This window comes from Nocardioides sp. JCM 18998, from assembly GCF_055391535.1.
The window spans coordinates 1,149,488-1,167,596 of the sequence record NZ_AP043886.1; the positions used below are offsets into that span (position 1 = coordinate 1,149,488).

Annotated in this window: 18 protein-coding genes; 2 read left to right on the plus strand and 16 right to left on the minus strand. The window is 71.0% G+C overall.

All coding sequences use genetic code 11. The annotated features are described in order from the left end of the window. Positions 1-3: 3 nt before the first annotated feature. Genes rhaS through ACZ5L9_RS05515 form a run of 4 tightly spaced genes read right to left on the minus strand, consistent with a single transcriptional unit; the run spans position 4 to position 4,725 of the window. Positions 4-1,056, minus strand: coding sequence for a rhamnose ABC transporter substrate-binding protein (gene rhaS, locus ACZ5L9_RS05500; protein ID WP_464534717.1), 1,053 nt, complete (start codon positions 1,054-1,056; stop codon positions 4-6). Between the two features lie 5 nt (positions 1,057-1,061). Next, on the minus strand, positions 1,062-2,150 hold the full coding sequence (locus tag ACZ5L9_RS05505) for an ABC transporter permease (RefSeq protein ID WP_464534719.1): 1,089 nt from the start codon (positions 2,148-2,150) through the stop codon (positions 1,062-1,064). After that, entirely contained in the window at positions 2,147-3,178 is a 1,032-nt protein-coding gene (locus tag ACZ5L9_RS05510) for an ABC transporter permease (protein WP_464534721.1), read from the minus strand. Before ACZ5L9_RS05510 ends, ACZ5L9_RS05505 begins: the two co-directional genes overlap by 4 nt. Continuing rightward, the gene (locus tag ACZ5L9_RS05515; protein ID WP_464534723.1) at positions 3,175-4,725 is read right to left on the minus strand and encodes a sugar ABC transporter ATP-binding protein; all 1,551 of its coding nucleotides are present in this window, start codon (positions 4,723-4,725) and stop codon (positions 3,175-3,177) included. The genes ACZ5L9_RS05510 and ACZ5L9_RS05515 overlap by 4 nt, the downstream gene beginning before the upstream one ends. Before the next feature lie 177 nt (positions 4,726-4,902). Between ACZ5L9_RS05515 and ACZ5L9_RS05520 the strand changes: the two genes are divergently transcribed. Next, a complete protein-coding gene (locus ACZ5L9_RS05520) occupies positions 4,903-5,949 on the plus strand; it encodes a LacI family DNA-binding transcriptional regulator (protein ID WP_464534725.1) in 1,047 nt (348 codons plus the stop codon). A 1-nt stretch (position 5,950) separates the two neighbouring features. On the opposite strand, the gene ACZ5L9_RS05525 is transcribed toward ACZ5L9_RS05520, so the two are convergent. Next, a complete protein-coding gene (locus ACZ5L9_RS05525; protein WP_464536808.1) occupies positions 5,951-6,391 on the minus strand; it encodes a nucleoside deaminase in 441 nt (146 codons plus the stop codon). Positions 6,392-6,430: 39 nt separating this feature from the next. Continuing rightward, on the minus strand, positions 6,431-6,916 hold the full coding sequence (locus ACZ5L9_RS05530) for a tRNA adenosine deaminase-associated protein (RefSeq protein WP_464534727.1): 486 nt from the start codon (positions 6,914-6,916) through the stop codon (positions 6,431-6,433). A 77-nt stretch (positions 6,917-6,993) separates the two neighbouring features. On the opposite strand from ACZ5L9_RS05530, the gene upp reads away from it, so the two are divergent. Beyond that, positions 6,994-7,635: a uracil phosphoribosyltransferase gene (gene upp, locus ACZ5L9_RS05535; RefSeq protein ID WP_464536810.1), complete on the plus strand. Its 642-nt coding sequence runs from the start codon at positions 6,994-6,996 to the stop codon at positions 7,633-7,635. 142 nt (positions 7,636-7,777) lie between these two features. On the opposite strand, the gene ACZ5L9_RS05540 is transcribed toward upp, so the two are convergent. From ACZ5L9_RS05540 to ACZ5L9_RS05585, 10 genes are all read right to left on the minus strand, one after another. Continuing rightward, positions 7,778-8,791, minus strand: a complete 1,014-nt coding sequence (locus ACZ5L9_RS05540) for a phosphotransferase enzyme family protein (protein ID WP_464534729.1) — start codon at positions 8,789-8,791, stop codon at positions 7,778-7,780. Next, the gene (locus ACZ5L9_RS05545; RefSeq protein WP_464534731.1) at positions 8,788-10,059 is read right to left on the minus strand and encodes an aspartate aminotransferase family protein; all 1,272 of its coding nucleotides are present in this window, start codon (positions 10,057-10,059) and stop codon (positions 8,788-8,790) included. Before ACZ5L9_RS05545 ends, ACZ5L9_RS05540 begins: the two co-directional genes overlap by 4 nt. A gap of 25 nt (positions 10,060-10,084) precedes the next feature. Further along, on the minus strand, positions 10,085-11,551 hold the full coding sequence (locus ACZ5L9_RS05550) for an APC family permease (RefSeq protein WP_464534733.1): 1,467 nt from the start codon (positions 11,549-11,551) through the stop codon (positions 10,085-10,087). A 159-nt stretch (positions 11,552-11,710) separates the two neighbouring features. Then, positions 11,711-12,433, minus strand: a complete 723-nt coding sequence (locus tag ACZ5L9_RS05555) for an IclR family transcriptional regulator (RefSeq protein WP_464534736.1) — start codon at positions 12,431-12,433, stop codon at positions 11,711-11,713. Positions 12,434-12,509: 76 nt separating this feature from the next. Next, the gene (locus ACZ5L9_RS05560) at positions 12,510-13,802 is read right to left on the minus strand and encodes a M20/M25/M40 family metallo-hydrolase (protein WP_464534738.1); all 1,293 of its coding nucleotides are present in this window, start codon (positions 13,800-13,802) and stop codon (positions 12,510-12,512) included. A 2-nt stretch (positions 13,803-13,804) separates the two neighbouring features. Then, complete coding sequence (locus ACZ5L9_RS05565; protein WP_464534740.1) at positions 13,805-14,662, minus strand: alpha/beta fold hydrolase; 858 nt, start codon at positions 14,660-14,662, stop codon at positions 13,805-13,807. An 11-nt stretch (positions 14,663-14,673) separates the two neighbouring features. Continuing rightward, complete coding sequence (locus ACZ5L9_RS05570) at positions 14,674-14,823, minus strand: hypothetical protein (RefSeq protein ID WP_464534742.1); 150 nt, start codon at positions 14,821-14,823, stop codon at positions 14,674-14,676. Continuing rightward, positions 14,820-15,731, minus strand: coding sequence for an alpha/beta fold hydrolase (locus tag ACZ5L9_RS05575; RefSeq protein ID WP_464534745.1), 912 nt, complete (start codon positions 15,729-15,731; stop codon positions 14,820-14,822). Before ACZ5L9_RS05575 ends, ACZ5L9_RS05570 begins: the two co-directional genes overlap by 4 nt. Further along, on the minus strand, positions 15,728-16,708 hold the full coding sequence (locus ACZ5L9_RS05580; protein ID WP_464534748.1) for a DODA-type extradiol aromatic ring-opening family dioxygenase: 981 nt from the start codon (positions 16,706-16,708) through the stop codon (positions 15,728-15,730). The genes ACZ5L9_RS05575 and ACZ5L9_RS05580 overlap by 4 nt, the downstream gene beginning before the upstream one ends. Next, complete coding sequence (locus tag ACZ5L9_RS05585) at positions 16,708-18,057, minus strand: Rieske 2Fe-2S domain-containing protein (protein ID WP_464534750.1); 1,350 nt, start codon at positions 18,055-18,057, stop codon at positions 16,708-16,710. Before ACZ5L9_RS05585 ends, ACZ5L9_RS05580 begins: the two co-directional genes overlap by 1 nt. Between the last annotated feature and the right edge of the window lie 52 nt (positions 18,058-18,109).

Sequence of the window (18,109 nt, forward strand, 5' to 3'; positions counted from 1 at the left end):
CGGTCAGAAGTTGAACTTGTCGATGTTCGACTTGTCGAAGACCGTCGGGTCACCGAGCAGCACGGTGCCGTCGGCGCCGACCTTGAACGAGCCGAGCGTGCCGGCGGTGAAGGTGTCGCCCTCCTTGCCGGTGATCGTGCCGTCGACCAGCGCCTTGGCCGCGTACGCCGCCAGGTAGCCCAGGTCGGAGGGGTTCCACAGCGCGAAGGAGGTGACGGTGCCGTCCTTGACGTACTTGCGCATCTGGTTCGGCGTGCCCAACCCGGTCAGCGCGACCTTGCCCTTGGCGGACGACGTGTCGAGGTAGCGGGCGGCGGCCGCGATGCCGACAGTGGTCGGCGAGATGATGCCCTTCAGGTTCGGGTGGTCCTGCAGCAGGGCGGCGGTCTTGTCGAAGGACGTCTGGTCGTCGTCGTTGCCGTAGACCGTGTCCACGAGCTTGATGTTCGGGTGGTCGGCCGCCAGGTCCTTCTTCATCAGCTCGATCCAGGCGTTCTGGTTGGTCGCGTTCGCGGCGGCCGAGAGGATGGCGATCTCGCCCGAGTCGCCGATCTGCTGGGCGATCTGGTCGACCTCGGTCTTCGCGATGCCCTCGGGGGTGGCCTGGTTGATGTACAGGTCACGACATCCCACGCTGGTGTCGGAGTCGAAGGTGACGACCTTCGTCCCTGCCGACATGGCCTGCTGGATCGCGCTGCACGGGGCCTTGGGGTCGTCCGCGGAGATCACCAGCGCCTTCACGCCCTGCTGGGCGGCGGTGTTGATGAAGGAGACCTGGCCGTCGGGGGTCGCGGTGTCGGGGCCGACCTCGGCGTACTTGCCCTTGAACTCCTCGACCGCCTTCTGGCCGCCGTCCTTGTCCGAGGCGTCGAAGTACGGGTTGCCCAGGTTCTTCGGGATGAACGTGACGGTGGTCCCCGTCGCGCTGCTCCCGCTTCCGCCGCTGCCGCTGTCGGCCGCGCTGTTGTTGTCGCTGCTGCCGCAAGCGGTCAGGCTCAGCGTGGCCGTGACCGCCACAGCCGCGACCGCGGAGAGCCGTCGAGTGCTGAACTTCATGGTTCTTACCTCTCTGTGGTGCTGGATGAAGAGACGACCGCTTGCCGTCGTCTGAGGATTCCGAGACCCGCCCGCCGGGCAGACTGCTGGGACAGCCAGGCGAGGACGCTGGTGGACATCACCGAGAGCACGAGCAGCGCTCCGATGACGATGTTGATGACGTTGACCGTCTCGTTCTGCAGGCGCATCGCGCTCTGGATGACGCCGATGAGGAGGACGCCGGCCACGACGCCGTGCAGGGCTCCGCGGCCGCCGAAGATCGACACCCCGCCGAGCAGCACGGCGGCGATGACCTTGAGCTCGTCGCCGGTGGCGTTGTCGCCGCGGGCGTTGCCGGTGCGCAGCGTGATGTAGATGCCGGCGAAGGCGGAGACCGCCGCGGTCAGGACGAAGAGGATGAACTTGGTGCGGGCGACGTTGACGCCGCTGAAGTGTGCGGCCTCGTCGTTGAGCCCGATCTCGAAGACGCCGCGACCGAAGCTGGAGAAGTGCAGCAGCCACACGAAGGCGACCAGCAGGACCAGGATGGGGATGACGATGACCGGGTAGCGGGTGCTGCCGATGTGCTGCTGGGCCAGCTTGGTCCACTTGTCGGGGAAGTCGGTCTTCGCGGTGGTGCCGAGCAGGCCGACCGCGAGTCCGCGGAAGAGGGCCATCGTGCCGATCGTGACCGCCAGCGACGGCAGCCCGACGTAGGCGATGAGGAACCCGTTGAAGGCGCCGGCGAGGATGCCGACCAGGATCGCGATGAGCCCGGCGAGTGGGATCGAGAGCCCGGCGTCCTGGTGCAGGATGCCGACCATCACGCTGGACAGGCCGACCACGCTCGCCACGGAGAGATCGATCTCGCCGGTGATGATGACCAGGGCCATCGGCAGGGCGATCAGCATGATCTCGGCGTTGTCGAGGCTGAGGAAGTAGAGCGTCAGGGGGCTGTTGAAGTTGGCCACGTTGGCGCTGGACCAGGCGAAGACGATGACGAGGAGCGCGATGATCGCGAACTCGCGGGTGAGCAGCACCCGTCGCCACCAGGGCTGGGCGTACGGCCGGTAGGTCCGGGCGACCGGTGTCGAGTCGACGGTTGCGGCGCTCATGCGATGTCCCTCGCTTCGATGATCTTGCGGTCCCGCCGGAGGGAGAGCACCCGGTCGAGGACGATGGAGCCGATGATCAGCAGGCCGACGACGAACTGCTGCCAGAAGTCCTGGACCCCCAGCACCGGCAGGGCGCGGTTGATGGTGACGAGCAGGAAGGCACCGATCGCGGCGCCCCAGACGGTCCCGCTGCCACCGAAGATCGCGACGCCGCCGATGACGGCCGCGGCGACCGCCTGCAGCTCGAGGTTGAGCCCCGCGTTGGAGCTGACCGTGCCGTAACGGGCCGCTGTCGCGACGCCGGCCAGGCCGGCCATCGCCCCGGAGAGGACGAACGCCGCGAGCACCCGCCGGGTGACCTTGAGGCCGTAGAGCTGGGCGGCGGCAGGATCCGATCCGATCGCGTAGAGCTCGCGCCCGCCGCGGGCGGTGTAGAGGTAGTAGCCGACGATCACCAGCACGATCAGCGCGACGATCGTCAGCACCGGGATGGTGAGGACCTGCTGGGTGCCGAGGTTGAGGAACCGGTCGGGCAGGTCGGAGGCGTTCACCCGGTTGCTGCCGGCCCAGGTGAGGAAGATGCCGCGGTAGATGTAGAGGGTGCCGAGGGTGATCACCAGCGCCGGCACCTTGCCGAAGGAGACGAGCGCGCCGTTGACCAGGCCGAGCGCGCCGCCGAAGGCGAGCCCGATCACGAAGACCAGGAACACCGGCGTGCCGGGGTGGGCGATGAAGATCCGTCCGGTCAGGTAGGCGGTCAGGCCCACGACCGAGCCGACCGAGAGGTCGACGTTGCGGGTGATGATCACCGCTGTCTCGCCGACCGCCAGGATCACCAGGATCGCCGGCGTCAGGAGCAGGTCGCGCCAGCCGTTGGCGCCGAAGAGGAACTGGTCGTTCTTGATCGTGGTGGCGGCGATCACCAGCACCAGCACCGCCGCGACGGCGATCTCACGCGAGCGCAGTGCACCGCCGATCACGCGGCGTACCGGTGAGATGTCGCTCGGGGTCAGGGTCAGGGCGGTCACGCCGGCACCTCCAGGGAGCTCGTCGGCTCGATGTCGTTGGGTCGGGCCGCCCGGGTGGCGGCGTGCATGACCTTCTCGGGCGTCGCCTCGGCCCGGTCGATCTCTGCGGTGATCTGGCCCTCGCACACCACGAGGACGCGGTCGGCCATGCCGAGCACCTCGGGCAGCTCGGAGGAGATCATCAGGATCGCCATCCCCTGGCCGGCCAGCTCGGAGAGCAGGCGGTGCACCTCGGACTTGGTGCCGACGTCGATGCCGCGGGTGGGCTCGTCGATGATCAGCAGCTTGGGCTCGGTGGCCAGCCACTTGGCGATGACGACCTTCTGCTGGTTGCCGCCGCTCATCGTGGTGGCCGGCATGTCCAGGGCTGCGGTCTTGACCTCCAGGCGCCCGGCCCACGGGCCGCTGGCCCGGTTCTCGGCGGCGGTGGTCAGGATGCCGGCCCTGGCGAGACCGCCTCGGATGACCGCGGCGACGTTGTGGGCCACCGAGGAGTCGACCACCAGGCCCTGCTTGCGGCGGTCCTCGGGGACGAAGGCCATCCCGGCCCGGATCGCCGCCCGTACGTCGCCGCGCGGGATCGCCCGGCCCAGCAGCCGCACCGAGCCGGAGTCGTAGCCGTCCACGCCGAAGACGGCGCGGGCGATCTCGCTGCGTCCGGCGCCCACCAGGCCCGCGAGGCCGACGATCTCGCCGGCGCGGACGGTGAGGTCGACGTCGTGGAAGACACCCGCCGACGTCAGACCCGCGACCTCGAGGACCGGGTCGCCCACGGTGGCGGGGGTCTTCGGGAACAGGTCGGCGACCTCGCGCCCGACCATCCGCGACACGATCTCCTCCGAGGTGGTCTCGGCGACCGGTTCGGTCGAGATGTACTCCCCGTCGCGCATCACCGTGACGGTGTCGCACAGGGCGAAGACCTCGTCGAAGCGGTGCGAGATGAAGACCAGCCCGCGGCCCTCGTCGCGCAGGCTGCGGGCGACCGCGAACAGCCGCTCGACCTCCACACCGGACAGCGCTGCGGTCGGCTCGTCCATGATCAGCAGGCTGGCGTCGAGCGAGATGGCCTTGGCGATCTCGATGATCTGCTGGTCGGCGATCGAGAGACCGCGTGCGGGCCGGCGCGGATCGATCCGGACGCCGAGGCGCTCGAAGAGCGCGCGCGCCTCGGCGTACATCGCGCCGCGGTCGATCCGGCGCCCGCGCCCCACGGGCTGGCGGCCCATGAAGATGTTCTCCGTGACCGAGAGGTCCGGGAACAGGGTGGGCTCCTGGTAGATCACCGCGATGCCGGCGGCCTTCGAGGCGGCGGTCGAGGCGAAGTCCACCTCCTCACCGAGGAAGCGGAAGGTCCCCGCGTCGCGTCGGTGGACGCCCGCGACGATCTTCACCAGGGTCGACTTGCCCGCGCCGTTCTCGCCGACGAGTGCGTGGATCGACCCGCGCTCGACGGTGAGGCTGCCCGAGCGGAGTGCCGCGACGGACCCGAAGGACTTCGCGACATCCCGCAGCTCCAGCACCACGGGGCTGGTTGCCGATTCCGGCATGCCCACTCCTTTGAAACGTTTTAATCGAACGCCATGGACACTAGGTGACCCCGATCACAGTCGTCAAGGGCGGTTTCTGAAACAGCGCTCAATCCGTGACCAATCCGTGATGTGGTCGGTTGACAGCCGCCCGTTGAAAACGTTTGAATCCTTCAAACAAGTGGGCAAGGGGGAGCGGTGACCAGTCAGGCGTCTGCGTCGATGAAGGACGTCGCCGCTGCGGCGGGCGTCTCGCTCGGCACCGTCTCGAACGTGCTCAACCGGCCCGACCGGGTGACGGCCTCGACCCGCGAGAAGGTCGAGCGGGCGATGGCCGAGCTCGGCTTCATCCGCAACGAGTCGGCGCGGTCCCTGCGCTCGGGCCGCACGCGAGCGCTCGCGTACGTGATGCTCGACGCCGGCAACCCCTTCTTCACCGACGTCGCCCAGGGCATCGAGCACGCCGCCGAGGCGGTCGACCTCTCCCTGTTCCTGTGCAACAGCGACAGCCGCGAGACCCGCGAGGCGACCCATCTGGGACACCTCGAGCAGCAGCGCGTCCAAGGCATCCTGATCACGCCCGTCGACCCGGACACCTCGCTGCTCGACGCGATCGCCCAGCGCGGCACTCCCCTGGTCGTGGTCGACCGGATCCGCAAGGGCGACCAGTTCTGCTCGGTCGCCGTCGACGACGTGCTCGGTGGCCGGATCGCGGTGGAGCACCTCATCGACCGGGGACACCGGCGGGTCGCCTTCGTCGGTGGCTCGCTGAGCGTCGGCCAGGTGGCCGACCGCTACGAGGGTGCCCGGCTGGCCTGGGCCGCCGCCGGCCTCCCGGCCGACGACCTCACCCTCATCGCCGCCGACTCCCTCACCGTCGCCTCCGGCCGCTCCGCGGGCGAGCGGCTGGCGGGCATCCCGTCCTCACGCCGCGCCTCGGCGGCGATCTGCGCCAACGACCTGATCGCGCTGGGGCTGCTCCAACAGGCGACCGCGACCGGACTGCGGGTGCCGGACGATCTGGCGATCGTGGGCTACGACGACATCGAGTTCGCCGCCGCGGCGGCGGTGCCGCTGACCTCCGTACGCCAGCCGCGCCAGGAGCTCGGCCGAGCGGCCGCCGACCTCGTCCTCGACGAGGCCTCGAACCCCGAGCACCGGCACCAGCAGGTGGTGTTCACCCCCGAGCTGGTCGCCCGCGCCTCGACGCTCGGCGCGCACCTACGGGTCAGCCTCACCGACTGAGTCAGCGCGGCGAGCGCTGCGCCCGGAAGAACCCGTCCAGGAGGGCGGCGCTCTCCTCGGCGGCGACGCCGGCGAGCACCTCCGGTCGGTGGTTGAGCCGCCGATCCCGTACGACGTCCCACAGCGAGCCGACCGCACCGGCCTTCTCGTCGTAGGCGCCGAAGACGAGGGTCCGGATGCGGGCGAGCACGATCGCACCCGCGCACATGGTGCAGGGCTCGAGGGTGACCACGAGCGAGCAGCCGTCCAGGCGCCACTCACCCCGGGCACGCGCCGCCTCGCGCAGCGCCACCACCTCGGCGTGACCGGTCGGGTCGGCGTCGGCCTCGCGGACGTTGCGGCCGCGGCCGATCACCTCGCCCTCGGGCGAGAGGACGACCGCGCCGATCGGAACGTCGCCGGTGGCCAGCGCGGCCCGCGCCTCGTCCAGGGCGGTCGCCATCGGCGCCGCCCATCTCTCCACCGCGCTCACAGCGAGTGATTATGCAGAGGTGAGACCGATGGTGTCGTCGAAGAGCTGGCCGAAGCCGACCTTGCGGGCGATCTCGGAGACCATCTCGTCGGGGTAGAGGTCGACGTCGTCGAGCAGGATGCCCATGTCCATCGCGCTCATCCCCATGTCGGCGAGGATCGCGAGGTCGCCGGCCGGCTCGGGCGCGTCCTCGTCCTCCGGGAACGGCAGGCCGAGGTGGTCGATCGCGGCCCCCGCGATCTCCCACTCGTCGGCGGCGGTGATGTCGGAGAGCAGCAGCGTGGTCGCGGCGCCGGCGACACGGACGACCAGGAAGAAGTCCTCGTCGATGCCGATCAGACCGAGCGCCCCGCCGTCGCCGGGGAAGCGCCGCAGGGCGTGGACCAGCGTGTCGACGTCGGCGAGGACGTCGTGCGCCAGCTCCTCGGCGGTCCACTCGCCCTCTTCGCGATAGACCGCAAGGGCGAAGTCGACACCATCAACCTGCGCGGGCATGTCATCCAGAGTGACAGAGGGAGGGGCTGTGGCCAACCCCTATACGGAGGTGGTCACGTAGGGTTCCGACCATGGCCCTGGAGACCCTCGTCGTCGACCACCCGCTGGTGGCGCACAAGCTCACCCACCTGCGCGACGAGCGCACCGACTCCCCGACCTTCCGCGCGCTCGCGGACGAGCTGGTCACGCTGCTCGCCTACGAGGCCACCCGCGACGTCCGGGTCGCCCCGATCACCATCCAGACGCCCGTCGCCGCGATGTCCGGGACGACCCTGGCCGCCCCGCGGCCGCTGGTGGTGCCGATCCTGCGCGCCGGACTCGGGATGCTCGAGGGGATGATGCGCCTGCTGCCCACCGCGGAGGTCGGCTTCCTCGGCATGGTGCGCAACGAGGAGACCCTCCAGGCGACCACGTACGCCGAGCGTCTCCCCGCCGATCTGTCCGGGCGGCAGTGCTACGTCGTCGACCCGATGCTGGCCACCGGCGGCACCCTCGCCGCGGCCATCGACTTCCTCGTCAGCCGCGGCGCCGACCACATCACCTGCGTCTGCCTGCTCGTCGCACCTGAGGGCGTCGCGAAGCTGACCGACCTGACCGCCCACATCGAGGTGCCGATCAAGGTCGTCACCGCGGCGATGGACGAGCGGCTCAACGAGCACGGCTACATCGTCCCCGGCCTGGGCGACGCCGGCGACCGGCTGTACGGCGTGGCCGGCTGAGGCTCGGCCGGGCCCCGTTGCCGGGCCGGGCGGGGGGGGGTAACACGATGTCCACGTAGGTAGCAGCGCGTTGCAACAGGCTGCTACCCACCGCGAACATCGTGTTACCCGAGATCCAGCCACCCCGAGAGCGACGGCACTCTCAGCAGCCCAGGTACTCCTCGGCGACCTCACAGGCCAGCTCGATCAGGCGCGGCCCCAGCTCGCGGGCCGTGTCCGTGCCGGGGCGCGACTGCACCCAGCCCAGGTAGGTCGTCCCGCGCAGGAAGAGGAACAGCGGCAGGCTCGCCTCCTCGGCGGGCGACAGCGGCCGCACGGAGCGGTAGCCGTCGAGCAGCGCCTGCCGCACCTGCGGATAGGACGCCAGCCCGCGGTTGAAGTAGAGCGCCGTGGCCAGCTCGAAGAGGAACCAGCCGTAGCCCGCGTCGTCGAAGTCGATCAGCTGCAGCCGACCGCCATGATCGAGCAGGTTCTCGGGCACCAGATCGGCGTGGATGAGGCCGTACGCCGAGGCGTCCGTGCCGAGCCGTGCCAGATCCACACGGGCCCGGTCGCGTGCGGCCACCAGCAGGTCGCGCCGCGGCCCGGTCAGCGCGTCGTACTCCCAGAACCTGCCCCACAGCGGAGCCTCGCCGACCAGCCCCGGAGCGTCCCAGGCGTGCCGGGTGAAGTCGCTGGGCGGGCTCCATCCGCAGGCGTGGTCGTGCAGGCGCGCGGCCAGGGCGCCGGCGTCGCGGTAGAGCCGGGTCATGTCCGCCTCGGCGAGCGCGGCCCCGCCCTCCGAGGTGCCGGCGGGGGTGCCGGCGAGCCAGCCGAGCACCGAGACCTGCCGAACCCGGTGCGGATCGCCGGGCACAACGTCCACCACCTCGACCACCAGCCGGCCGTCGGTCGCCGGCACCACCGCGGGGACCTCGACGGCCCCGGTGTCACCCAGCGCCCGCATCCAGGCGAGCTCGGAGTGCAGCGCGGCCGCGGAGTGGTAACCCTCCCGGTGCAGCCGGATCGCGACCGGCGTGCCGTCGGCGCGGCGGGCCGAGAAGACCGCGTTCTCGCGGTGCTTGACCAGCGCGATGTCGTGGAAGCCGCCGTCCCAGTGCTCGCCGGCCGCGTGGGCGAGCCGGGTCAGCCCGTCCAGGATGCTCTGGTCGCTCACAGCGCGACCAGCACGTCCTCGAGCGTGCCGAGCAGGATGTCGGCGTCGGCCTCGGAGAAGACCAGCGGCGGGCGCATCTTGAGCACGTTGTCGTAGCGACCGATCCGGCTCAGCAGGACACCGTCCTCCCGCATCCGGTTGACCGCGTGCTTGGTGAGGTCCGGAGCCGGTCGGCCGTCGACCTCGATGTCGATGCCGAAGAAGAGACCACGCCCCCGTACGCCGCCGACCACGTCGTGGCGCACGGCGAGCTTCTCCAACCCCTCGCGGACGTAGCCCCCGACCCGGAGCGCGTTCTGCTGCAGCTGCTCCTGCTCCAGCACGTCGAGCACTGCCATGCCGGCGGCCGCGGAGACCGGGTTGCCGCCGAAGGTGTTGAAGTACGTCGAGGCCGCCTGGAAGCCGGACACCAGGTCGTTGCCCGCGACCACGCCGGCCAGGGGGTGGCCGTTGCCCATCGGCTTGCCCATCGTGACGATGTCGGGGACGACGCCGACCAGCTCGTGGCCCCACATCGCCGCGCCCGTACGGCCGAACCCGGCCTGCACCTCGTCGCACACGAACAGGCCGCCGGATGCCCGGACCGCCTCGACCGCGCGCCGGACGTAGCCGGGCACGGGGTCGGGCAGGCCCTCGTTGGCGAAGAACGAGTCGATCAGGATCGCGGCCACGCCGTGTCCGGCCTCCTCCAGCGAGCGGACCGCCTCGAGGACGTCGGCGACGTAGCGGTCGGCCAGCTCGGTCTCGGTCAGGCCCGCGCCGTCGTGGCGCGGGTCCGGTACGCGGACCGCCCGGGCCCAGTCGGGGAACTCCTCGACCACCGGGAAGCAGGTGGTCAGCGACCCCAGGGTCGCGGTGTTGCCGTGGTAGCTGAAGTCGCTCACCACGATCCCGCGCCTGCCCGTGGCGAAGCGGGCCATCCGCAGCGCCAGCTCGTTCGCCTCGCTGCCCGAGCAGGTGAAGATCGCGGTGTCGAGCGGCTCGGCGAGGGTCGCCGTCAGCCGCTCGGCGTACTCGATCACCAGCTCGTGGAGGTAGCGGGTGTGCAGGTTGAGGGTGGCAGCCTGGCGGGCGACGGCCTCGACGACGTGGGGGTGACAGTGCCCCACATGGGGCACGTTGTTGTACGCGTCGAGGTACCGCCGCCCGTCGGCGTCGGTGACCCACACACCGTCTCCTGCGACGAGCTGCACCGGCCGGTCGTAGAACAGGGGGGCGTTGCGTCCCAGGACGTCGAAGCGGCGCTGCAGGAGGCGATCGTGGGTCATGAGGGGTCCTCTCGTGAGGGGTGGATCAGGGGACGGGCGTGGGGTCGAGCTCGTCGGCCCCGTCTGGATCATCGGCGGCACCATCGGCGTCGTCGGTGACGACGTTGAGCGGCTGATCGACCCGCTTGCCGCCGATCAGGACGCCCACCAGGAAGGTCACGACCACCGCTGCCAGGAAGATCGCCGCGGTCGTCCTCGACCCGCCGATCAGGGTGGTGAAGTTGGCGATCACCAGCGCCGTGATGGCGATCAGGCCCAACCCGCCGAGCACCGGCGCGACCACCGTCTGCCAGAGCCGGGTGTCGACCCGGGTACGGCGGAAGTACGCCACGATCGCCACGCTGGTCAGCGCCATCAGGACCAGGATCGCGACGATCGCGACCCCCGCCATCCAGGTGAACAGCTGGAGCACCGGGTCGGCCCCCGCGATCGCGAAGATGGCGACCAGGACCGCGGCCGAGCCCGTCTGCAGCAGCGAGCCGGCGTGCGGCGAGCCGTGCTTGGGGTGGACGGCGGCCAGACCCCGCGGGGCGTAGCCGGCGCGGGCCAGCGCGAAGACGTAGCGCGAGATCGCGCCGTGGAAGGCCAGCAGGGTCGCGAACAGGCTGGTGACCAGCATGATCTGCATGGCGTCCGAGGTCCACGGAGCCATGAACCGGGACGCGGCGTCGAAGGTGAGCCCCGCGGTGTCCTGGGCGGCGGCGCCCGAGACCTGGTCGCTGCCGAAGGCCAGCACGACCGCCCAGCTCGCCACGGCGTACAGGACGCCGATCACGATGATCGCGACGTAGGTCGCCAGCGGCACGGTGCGCTTGGGGTTGCGCGCCTCCTCGCTGTAGATGGCCGTGGCCTCGAAGCCGACGAACGATCCGATCGCGAACATCATCCCGATGCCCGGCGAGCCGGAGAAGAACGTCGAGGGCTTGAACGAGTCGGCGTCGATGCCGTGTGCGCCGCCCTGGGCGAAGACCGCGATCGTCAGCGCGACGATGGCCACGATCTCGAGGGCGAGCAGGACGCCGAGGAGCCCCGCGCCCAGGCTGATGTTGCGATAGCCGACGAGGCCGACCAGGGCCATCATCACGAAGGCCCAGAGCCACCAGGGCAGGTCCGGGCCGCCGTACTGCACGACGAGTCCCTCGACCGTCGCCGAGGCGAGGCCGTAGACGCCCGCCTGGATCGTCGCGTACGCGAACAGGGCCAGGGCTGCCGCCCCGATCCCGAGCCGGCGGCCCAGGCCCTGGGTCACGTAGGCGTAGAACGCGCCGGCGTCGGTGATCCGGCTGCTCATCGCGGCATAGCCGACGCTGAAGAGCAGCAGCACCAGTGCGGCGATCAGATAGGTCAGCGGGGCGCCTGCCCCGTTACCGAGGGCGATCATCACCGGGAGGGAGCCGGCCACGGTGGTCAGCGGCGAGGCCGCAGCGACCACCAGGAAGACGATCCCGATGACACCGATCGAGCCCCGGAGACCGGTCGCGTTGCTCGACATTCAATACTCCTTAGAGCAGGCCCGACCTCGTCAGCGACGGTGTCGCGACAGGTCCGGGCGGGTGTGAGGCACGCTATGTTCGGCGCCGGTCCGCGCAGCAGCGTCACTTTCACCCATCGCCCTAGGTGATTTCTTGAGTCGGCCCGGGCGCGGCCCTGCTCAGTTGAGGTGATCGAGGGTGGCGACCCGCTCCGAGACGGCGGTCAGCGCCTTCACGAAGCGCGGGACGTCGGCCCGGAAGGCCGGCGCGGTGATCGAGACGGCCGCGAGGACGATCCCGCTGCTGCCGGTGAGCGGCACGGCGACCGACACGTAGCCGGCGGTCGTCTCCTCCTTCTCCACGGCGTACCCCTGCTCGCGGACGGCGCGCAGCTGCTCGGCGAGCACGCCCGGCATCACGATCGTCGCCGGGGTGGATCGGGTCAGCCCGCGCGCGACCACCTCGTCGAGCAGGGTGGGCGGGGAGTAGGCCAGGAGCACCTTGCCGGTGGCCGTGGAGTGCAGCGGCATCCGGCCGGCGATCCGGGAGGCCCGGGTGGCCTGGGGCCCGCCGGCGACCTTCTCCAGGTAGAGCACGTCGAGCCCGTCGCGTACGGCGAGGTGCACGGTCTCCTTCGTCGCGAAGAAGACGCTCTCCATCATCGGCCGGATGCTGTCGCGCAGCACCCGGAAGCGCGGGACGCGGCTGCCGAGCTCGAAGGCACGCAGGCCGAGGCGGTACTCCTGCCCGGCCCGCTCGAGCATGCCCCAGTCGAGCAGCTCCTGGGCGAGCCGGTGCACCGACGCCTTCGAGATGCCGGTGCGCCGCGACAGCTCCGAGAGCGACAGCTCGACCTCGTCGAGCTCGAAGCACTCCAGGATGAGTCGCGCCTTGCCGAGCACGCTGTTCGCACCGCTGCCGCGTCCCTCGCCGTAGGGTCGCGGTCGTACGTCGGTCACCTTCGGTGGATCCCTTCCCTCAGGGCTCCTGCAACGTGAGCACTGTGCGCACCAGTATCTCCACCAGCCGTCGCATCTCGCGCAGGTCCACCAGGTTCATCCCCAGGGTGAAGTCGACCTCCTCGCCCTGCAGCCCGCGCGTCACCTTCGGCATCCCGACCCGCGCGGTCGGCACGCCGCGCATCCGCAGCACGTTGGCGTCGGTGGCGCCGCTGTTGCCCGGGATCGGGCGGTGCGGCTCACCGGCCACGGCCTCCCAGGCGGCGACGGTCGCGCGGACCACCGCCTCGTCGGGGTCGGTGTGGGTGGCCGGGATGGCCGCCACCTGGGTCACCGTGATCGCCGCATCGAGCTCCTCGCTCAGCCGCTCCACGAACGCGCGCACCTCTCGGGTCACCCCGGCAGGCGTCTGCTCGGTGGTGAGCCGCAGGTCCAGCCGCAGGCGCACCGAGGCAGCGGTCGAGGCGGCCAGGTGCTCCAGGCCGCCCTGCACGGACGAGACGACCCCCTGCGGTCGCATCGTCTCGTGCTCGTGCCGCTCGGCGTAGCCCTCCAGCCACTCCTCGAGCCGCTGGGCGACCACCCCGGCCAGCGCGACGGCGTTGCGATACGGCAGCCGGTGCCGGCTCCCGGCGTAGGTGTGCAGGCCCGGTACGACGACGTCGAGCCACACCAGGCCGACCTCCTCGTGCGAGACCGCCCAGCCCGGCTTGGCGATCACCGCGGCGTCGGTGGTGAAGCCGCGCTCCAGCAGGAAGCCGGCGCCGACGCCGTGGCCGGTGTTGGTGCGGCCCGGCGTGCCGAGACCCTCGATCGCGAAGGCCGGCATCCCGCCGGCGCCGAAGGCGGCGACCACGTCGCCCGCCGGCTCGAGGCCGGAGTCGGCCATCGCCGCCAGCGCGACCAGCACGCAGGCGGCATGGCCCTTGGGGTTGCCCGCGCCCAGGCCCTGCACGACCTCACCCTCGACGACCGCACGCGGCACCATGTCCGCGCGCATCGTGGCCGACGCGCCGGGCACGTCGTACTCCTGTGAGCCGGTGGTGAAGGTGTCGATCGGCGCATAGAGCAGCGTCGTCGGCCCGTTGGCCGTGCCGGCGAGCACCGCGACCGCGTTGGCCTGGCGCTCGTCGATCACCTGGGTGTGGGCCCGCACCCGGTCACCGGCAAGGGCGCTGGCCACCCACGCCGCGAGCGGCCGCTCGGCGCCGGTCGGGCTGGCGTGCTCCACCAGCCCGACCACCGCCTCGAGCAGCCGCTCGCGGGTGACGTGCTCCATGACCGCCGCCACGGCGGCCTCGTGCGAGGACACGGTCAGGCGGGGTTCTTGGCGAGGAAGCCCAGGCTGAGCTCGTTGTACTCGTCGGCCTTCTCGTGCTGCGGCCAGTGGCCGCACTCGTCGAACAGGACCAGCTCGGAGCCGGCGATCGCGTCGTGCATCGCGGCCGCCTCCGGCACGTCGCCGAACGGGTTGTTGCGACCCCAGACGACCAGCGTCGGCACCGTGATCTTGGCCAGCTCCTCGGGCGTGAGGATGTTGCGCAGCCGCACCTCCATGCCCTGCAGACACAGGAGGTTGTCGATGTTCGCGACGAAGTCGGGCGCGTGGTAGATCGCGTGCCGGACCTCGACGAGCTCCTCGGTGGCGTTGACCGGGTCGGCCATCAGCAGCCGCATCCGGGTGCGCGTCAGCTCGATGTCGTCGGTCTCCACGGCACGCCGCGTGCTGGTGCGGATCCGCTCCATCACCTCGGGGTTGGCCACCGTGCCGCCCGCGCAGAGCAGCTGCAGCGAGGCGATCCGGTCCGGGGCGTCGATCGCCGTACGGCCCCCGACCCAGCCGCCGAGCGACTCGCCGACGATATGCGCCTTCTCGATGCCCTGGGCGTCCATGTAGGCGAGCAGGTGGTCGCGGTAGCGCGGGATCTCGTACGGGAAGTCCGGCTTGCCGGTGTAGCCGTGGCCGAGCATGTCGATCGCGTGGCAGCGGTAGCGCTCGGCGTGCGGACGCAGGTTGCGCGCGAACGCCTCGAGGTGGCCGGAGGTGCCGTGCAGGAAGATGACGTGCTCGTCCCCGGCGCCCATCTGCAGCGCCCGGGTCGGGATGCCGCCGGCGTCGACGTGGCTCAGGGAGAACTCGGTGTCGGCGAGCTCGTTCCAGATCGTGGTCATGTGGTGCTCCTTCAGCGCTGGTTGATCCGGGTGACCCGGGTGTTGATCCTGGTGGTGACCTCGGGCAGGACCGCCTGGTGCGCGGCGATCCGGCGGCTGGCCAGGCCGAGGGCGGCCACGACCAGTCCGAAGCCGGTGAGGACGAGCAGCCTGGCCTTCATCGGGCACCACCCTCCGAGCGCAGGGCGACCGCCTTGAGGAAGCCGTCGACCACGGCGTGGTAGGCGCCGGGCTCCTCCTCCTGGAGGTGATGGGAGGCGTGGTCCATCAGGTGCAGGTTGCCGCGCTTGACCATCCGGCTGAGCATCATCGGGTAGTCGGGGGTGAGGAAGGCGTCCTCACGACCCCAGACGAACAGCGTCGGCGCCTCGACCCGGCCGAGCTCCTCGGTCAGGTCCTGCCACTCGCCGCGCGGCGAGTCCGACATCGCGGCCAGCTCGCGCTCGCCGGCGTCCAGGCTCTGCTGCCAGCGCATCTCGAGGGTCTCCTCGGGCAGGCGTGCGCCGTCGTACCACTCCAGACGGGTGATCAGCTCGCGCATCTTCTCCCGCGTCGGCCCCTCCTCGCCGCCGTAGTAGACGTCGCGGGCCCGGCGGCCCCGGTGGCCGTTCTCGGGCAGCGGGGACAGCGGCCCGTAGAACACGGGCATGCTGCCGGTGACGACCAGCGAGCCGACCCGGTCGGGGTAGCGGGCGGCGAGGGCGAGCGCCTGGGTGCCGCCCCACGAGTTGCAGATCAGGTCGGCGCGCTCGATGCCCAGGGTGTCCATCAGCGCCACCAGCTTGGTGGCGTGGAAGTCCCACATCGGGCCGGTGATGCGGCACTTCTCCGACTTGCCGTACTGCAGCAGGTCGGGGATGACGACGTGCCGGTCGCGGGCGAAGTACGGCGCCACCGGGCCGAAGTCGCTCCAGCCGGTGCAGCCCGGCCCGCCGCCGTGCAGCAGGAGCGTGTCCGGGCCGGTGCCGAGCTCCAGGTAGTGGTAGCGGACGCCCGCGGCGTCGGCGTACCTGCTCTCCGGCGCGGGGCCGGCCGCGGGGGCGGGTCGCGCCTCGATGGTGGCGGTCATCTGTCTCCTCCGGTCGTGGGGGTGGATGCGGCGGTGGAAGCCGGGTCGGGCTCGATGAGTGCGACGCCCATGCCGGTGAGCCACTCCGGCATCGGGCTGTAGGCCAGCGCCTTGCCGGGGGCGAAGTCGAGGGCGGCCGCCATCACCATCCAGGTGCGCAGCTCCTGGCCGCCGTTGCCGGCACGCTCGGCGATCTGGGCGGTGGTGAGCTCGCCGTACGGGGCCAGCTCGCCGTTCTCCAGGTCGGCGAGGAAGCCCTCGTCGAACTCCTCGAAGATGGTCGGCTGGGCGGCGACGATGATCTCGCGGCGGCGCTTGTCGTAGCGCTCCCACTCGCCGCGGCCGTTCAGCCAGGCCTCGACGAGGAAGGCCTCGTCGTCGCCCTCGGGGTCGGTCCAGTCGCTGGGCCACGGCAGCTGGTGGGAGAGGCCGCCGGAGGCGATCACGACGACCCGGGTCTCCTCGGGGAGCGCGGCGACAGCGGCGGCGAGCTGGCGACCGACCTCGACGCAGCGCGGCATCGTCGGCAGCGGCGCGGCGAAGACGTTCACGACCAGCGGCACGACGGGCACGTCGAGGCCTTCGAGGAGGTACTGGATCGCGTGCGACTGGCCGTGGTCGATCTGCAGCCGCGCCGAGATCGCCACCTCGGTGCCGCCCTCGACCAGCGAGGTCGCGAGGGCCTGTGCGGTCGCGGGGGTGACGTGCTGGGGACCCTTCGGCGTACCGCCGTCGCCGGCGGCGTTGACCTCCCCGACGCCCATCGTGAACGCCGGGATCAGGTCGAGCCAGAAGCCGCGGAAGTGGTTGGAGCCGACGATGATCGCCACATCCGGGTCGGCCTCGGCGATCCGGTCGCGGGCCACGCCGAGCGCGGCGCGGAACGCCTCGGCCCGGTCGGTGTGGACGACCTTGTCCCAGTGGGTGTTCATCAGCGTGGAGTGGGAGGCCCCGACGCCGAGCACGATCCGCCCCATCAGGCCTGCACCTTCACCTTCGCCACGCCCGGGCTCTCGCACGTCGAGGGGTCGAACGGCTCGATGCCCTGCTCCTTGAGCCGGTCGTTGCGCTCCTCGGTGACGTCCTCGGCGAGCTTGCGCCACTGCAGCAGCGCGTCGTCGGGGCGGTAGAGCTTCTCCGGCGGGGCGTCGGTCACCTCGACCATCCACTTGTCCTGCCCGGAGAACTGGCCGTGGAAGAGCCACCGGACGAAGCCCAGGTACTTGGGGTAGAACGCGAGGCCCTTGAGGCCGGTGTCGAAGTTGGCCATCACGCCGACGTACAGGTGGTTGTCGTCGTCCACCGGGACGTAGAACTCGTAGTGGATGAAGGTCGGATAGGCGATCCGCAGCACGCCCGGCATGCTCACCGAGGCGAAGCCGGGGAACTCCTGTGCGGCGATCACCGGGTTGGGCTCGACCGCGGAGCCGGTGTTGCCGATGTTGGAGACCTTGGTCGAGGGCTTCTTCTTGTACCAGGCCTTGCCGGTCCAGGTGCCGAGGCCGGGGAAGTCGCCCTCCCAGTGCTGGGACTCCTGCACGCGGTAGATCCAGCGACCGCGCTTGACGATCTTGGTGTCGTTCCAGACCGGCATCGCCTTGAAGAGGCGCCACAGCGCGGTGCGGTGGAGGTACTTCGCGTGCCCCTCGTCGTAGCCGTTCTCGCAGGCGAAGCGCCAGTTGCCCTCGCGCGGCTGGATGCGCTGACCGAGCACGGCCGGGTTGGAGACCAGCTCCTCGGGCAGCTGCTCGTCGATCGGGTGCGGCTGCTCGCCGTCGCCGATGTAGACCCAGACCATGCCGAGGCGCTCCTCGACGTCGTACGTCGGCTGGCGGACCTTGCCGCAGATGGGCGACTTCGGGCCGTCGGTGATCGCGGCGACCAGGTCGCCGTTCTCCAGGTCGAAGGTCCAGCCGTGGTAGACGCAGGAGACGGTGCCGGGGAACTGCTTGTTGCCGTAGCTGAGCGGGACGCCGCGGTGCGGGCACCGGTCCTTCATCCCGTAGATCTTCCCGCGGTCGCGGATGATGAACAGGTCCTCCCCGAGCAGCCGGACCTTGTGCGGCTTCTCGCCGACCTGGTCGACGAAGCAGACCGGGTACCAGTAGCCGCGGAAGCCCGCGGACGCCGCCTGGTAGTGCGGCCAGCTGGACCAGTCCTGACGACCGGGCAGGCGGCCGGCGCGGTGCGGCTCGGGCTTGTCGCTCGCCTTCTCACCCGCTGCGCGGGCAGCGAGCCGGGCCGCGCGGGCGGCGGCTCGAGCGGCCGCGCGCTCCTGCGCCGGGTCGCCGGCCGGCGTCGCGGTGGTGTCGGTGGTGTCAGTCACGATCTGCTCCCTTGTCGGTGCTGGGGTTGCGGGAGCAGACCATCGCCGGGAC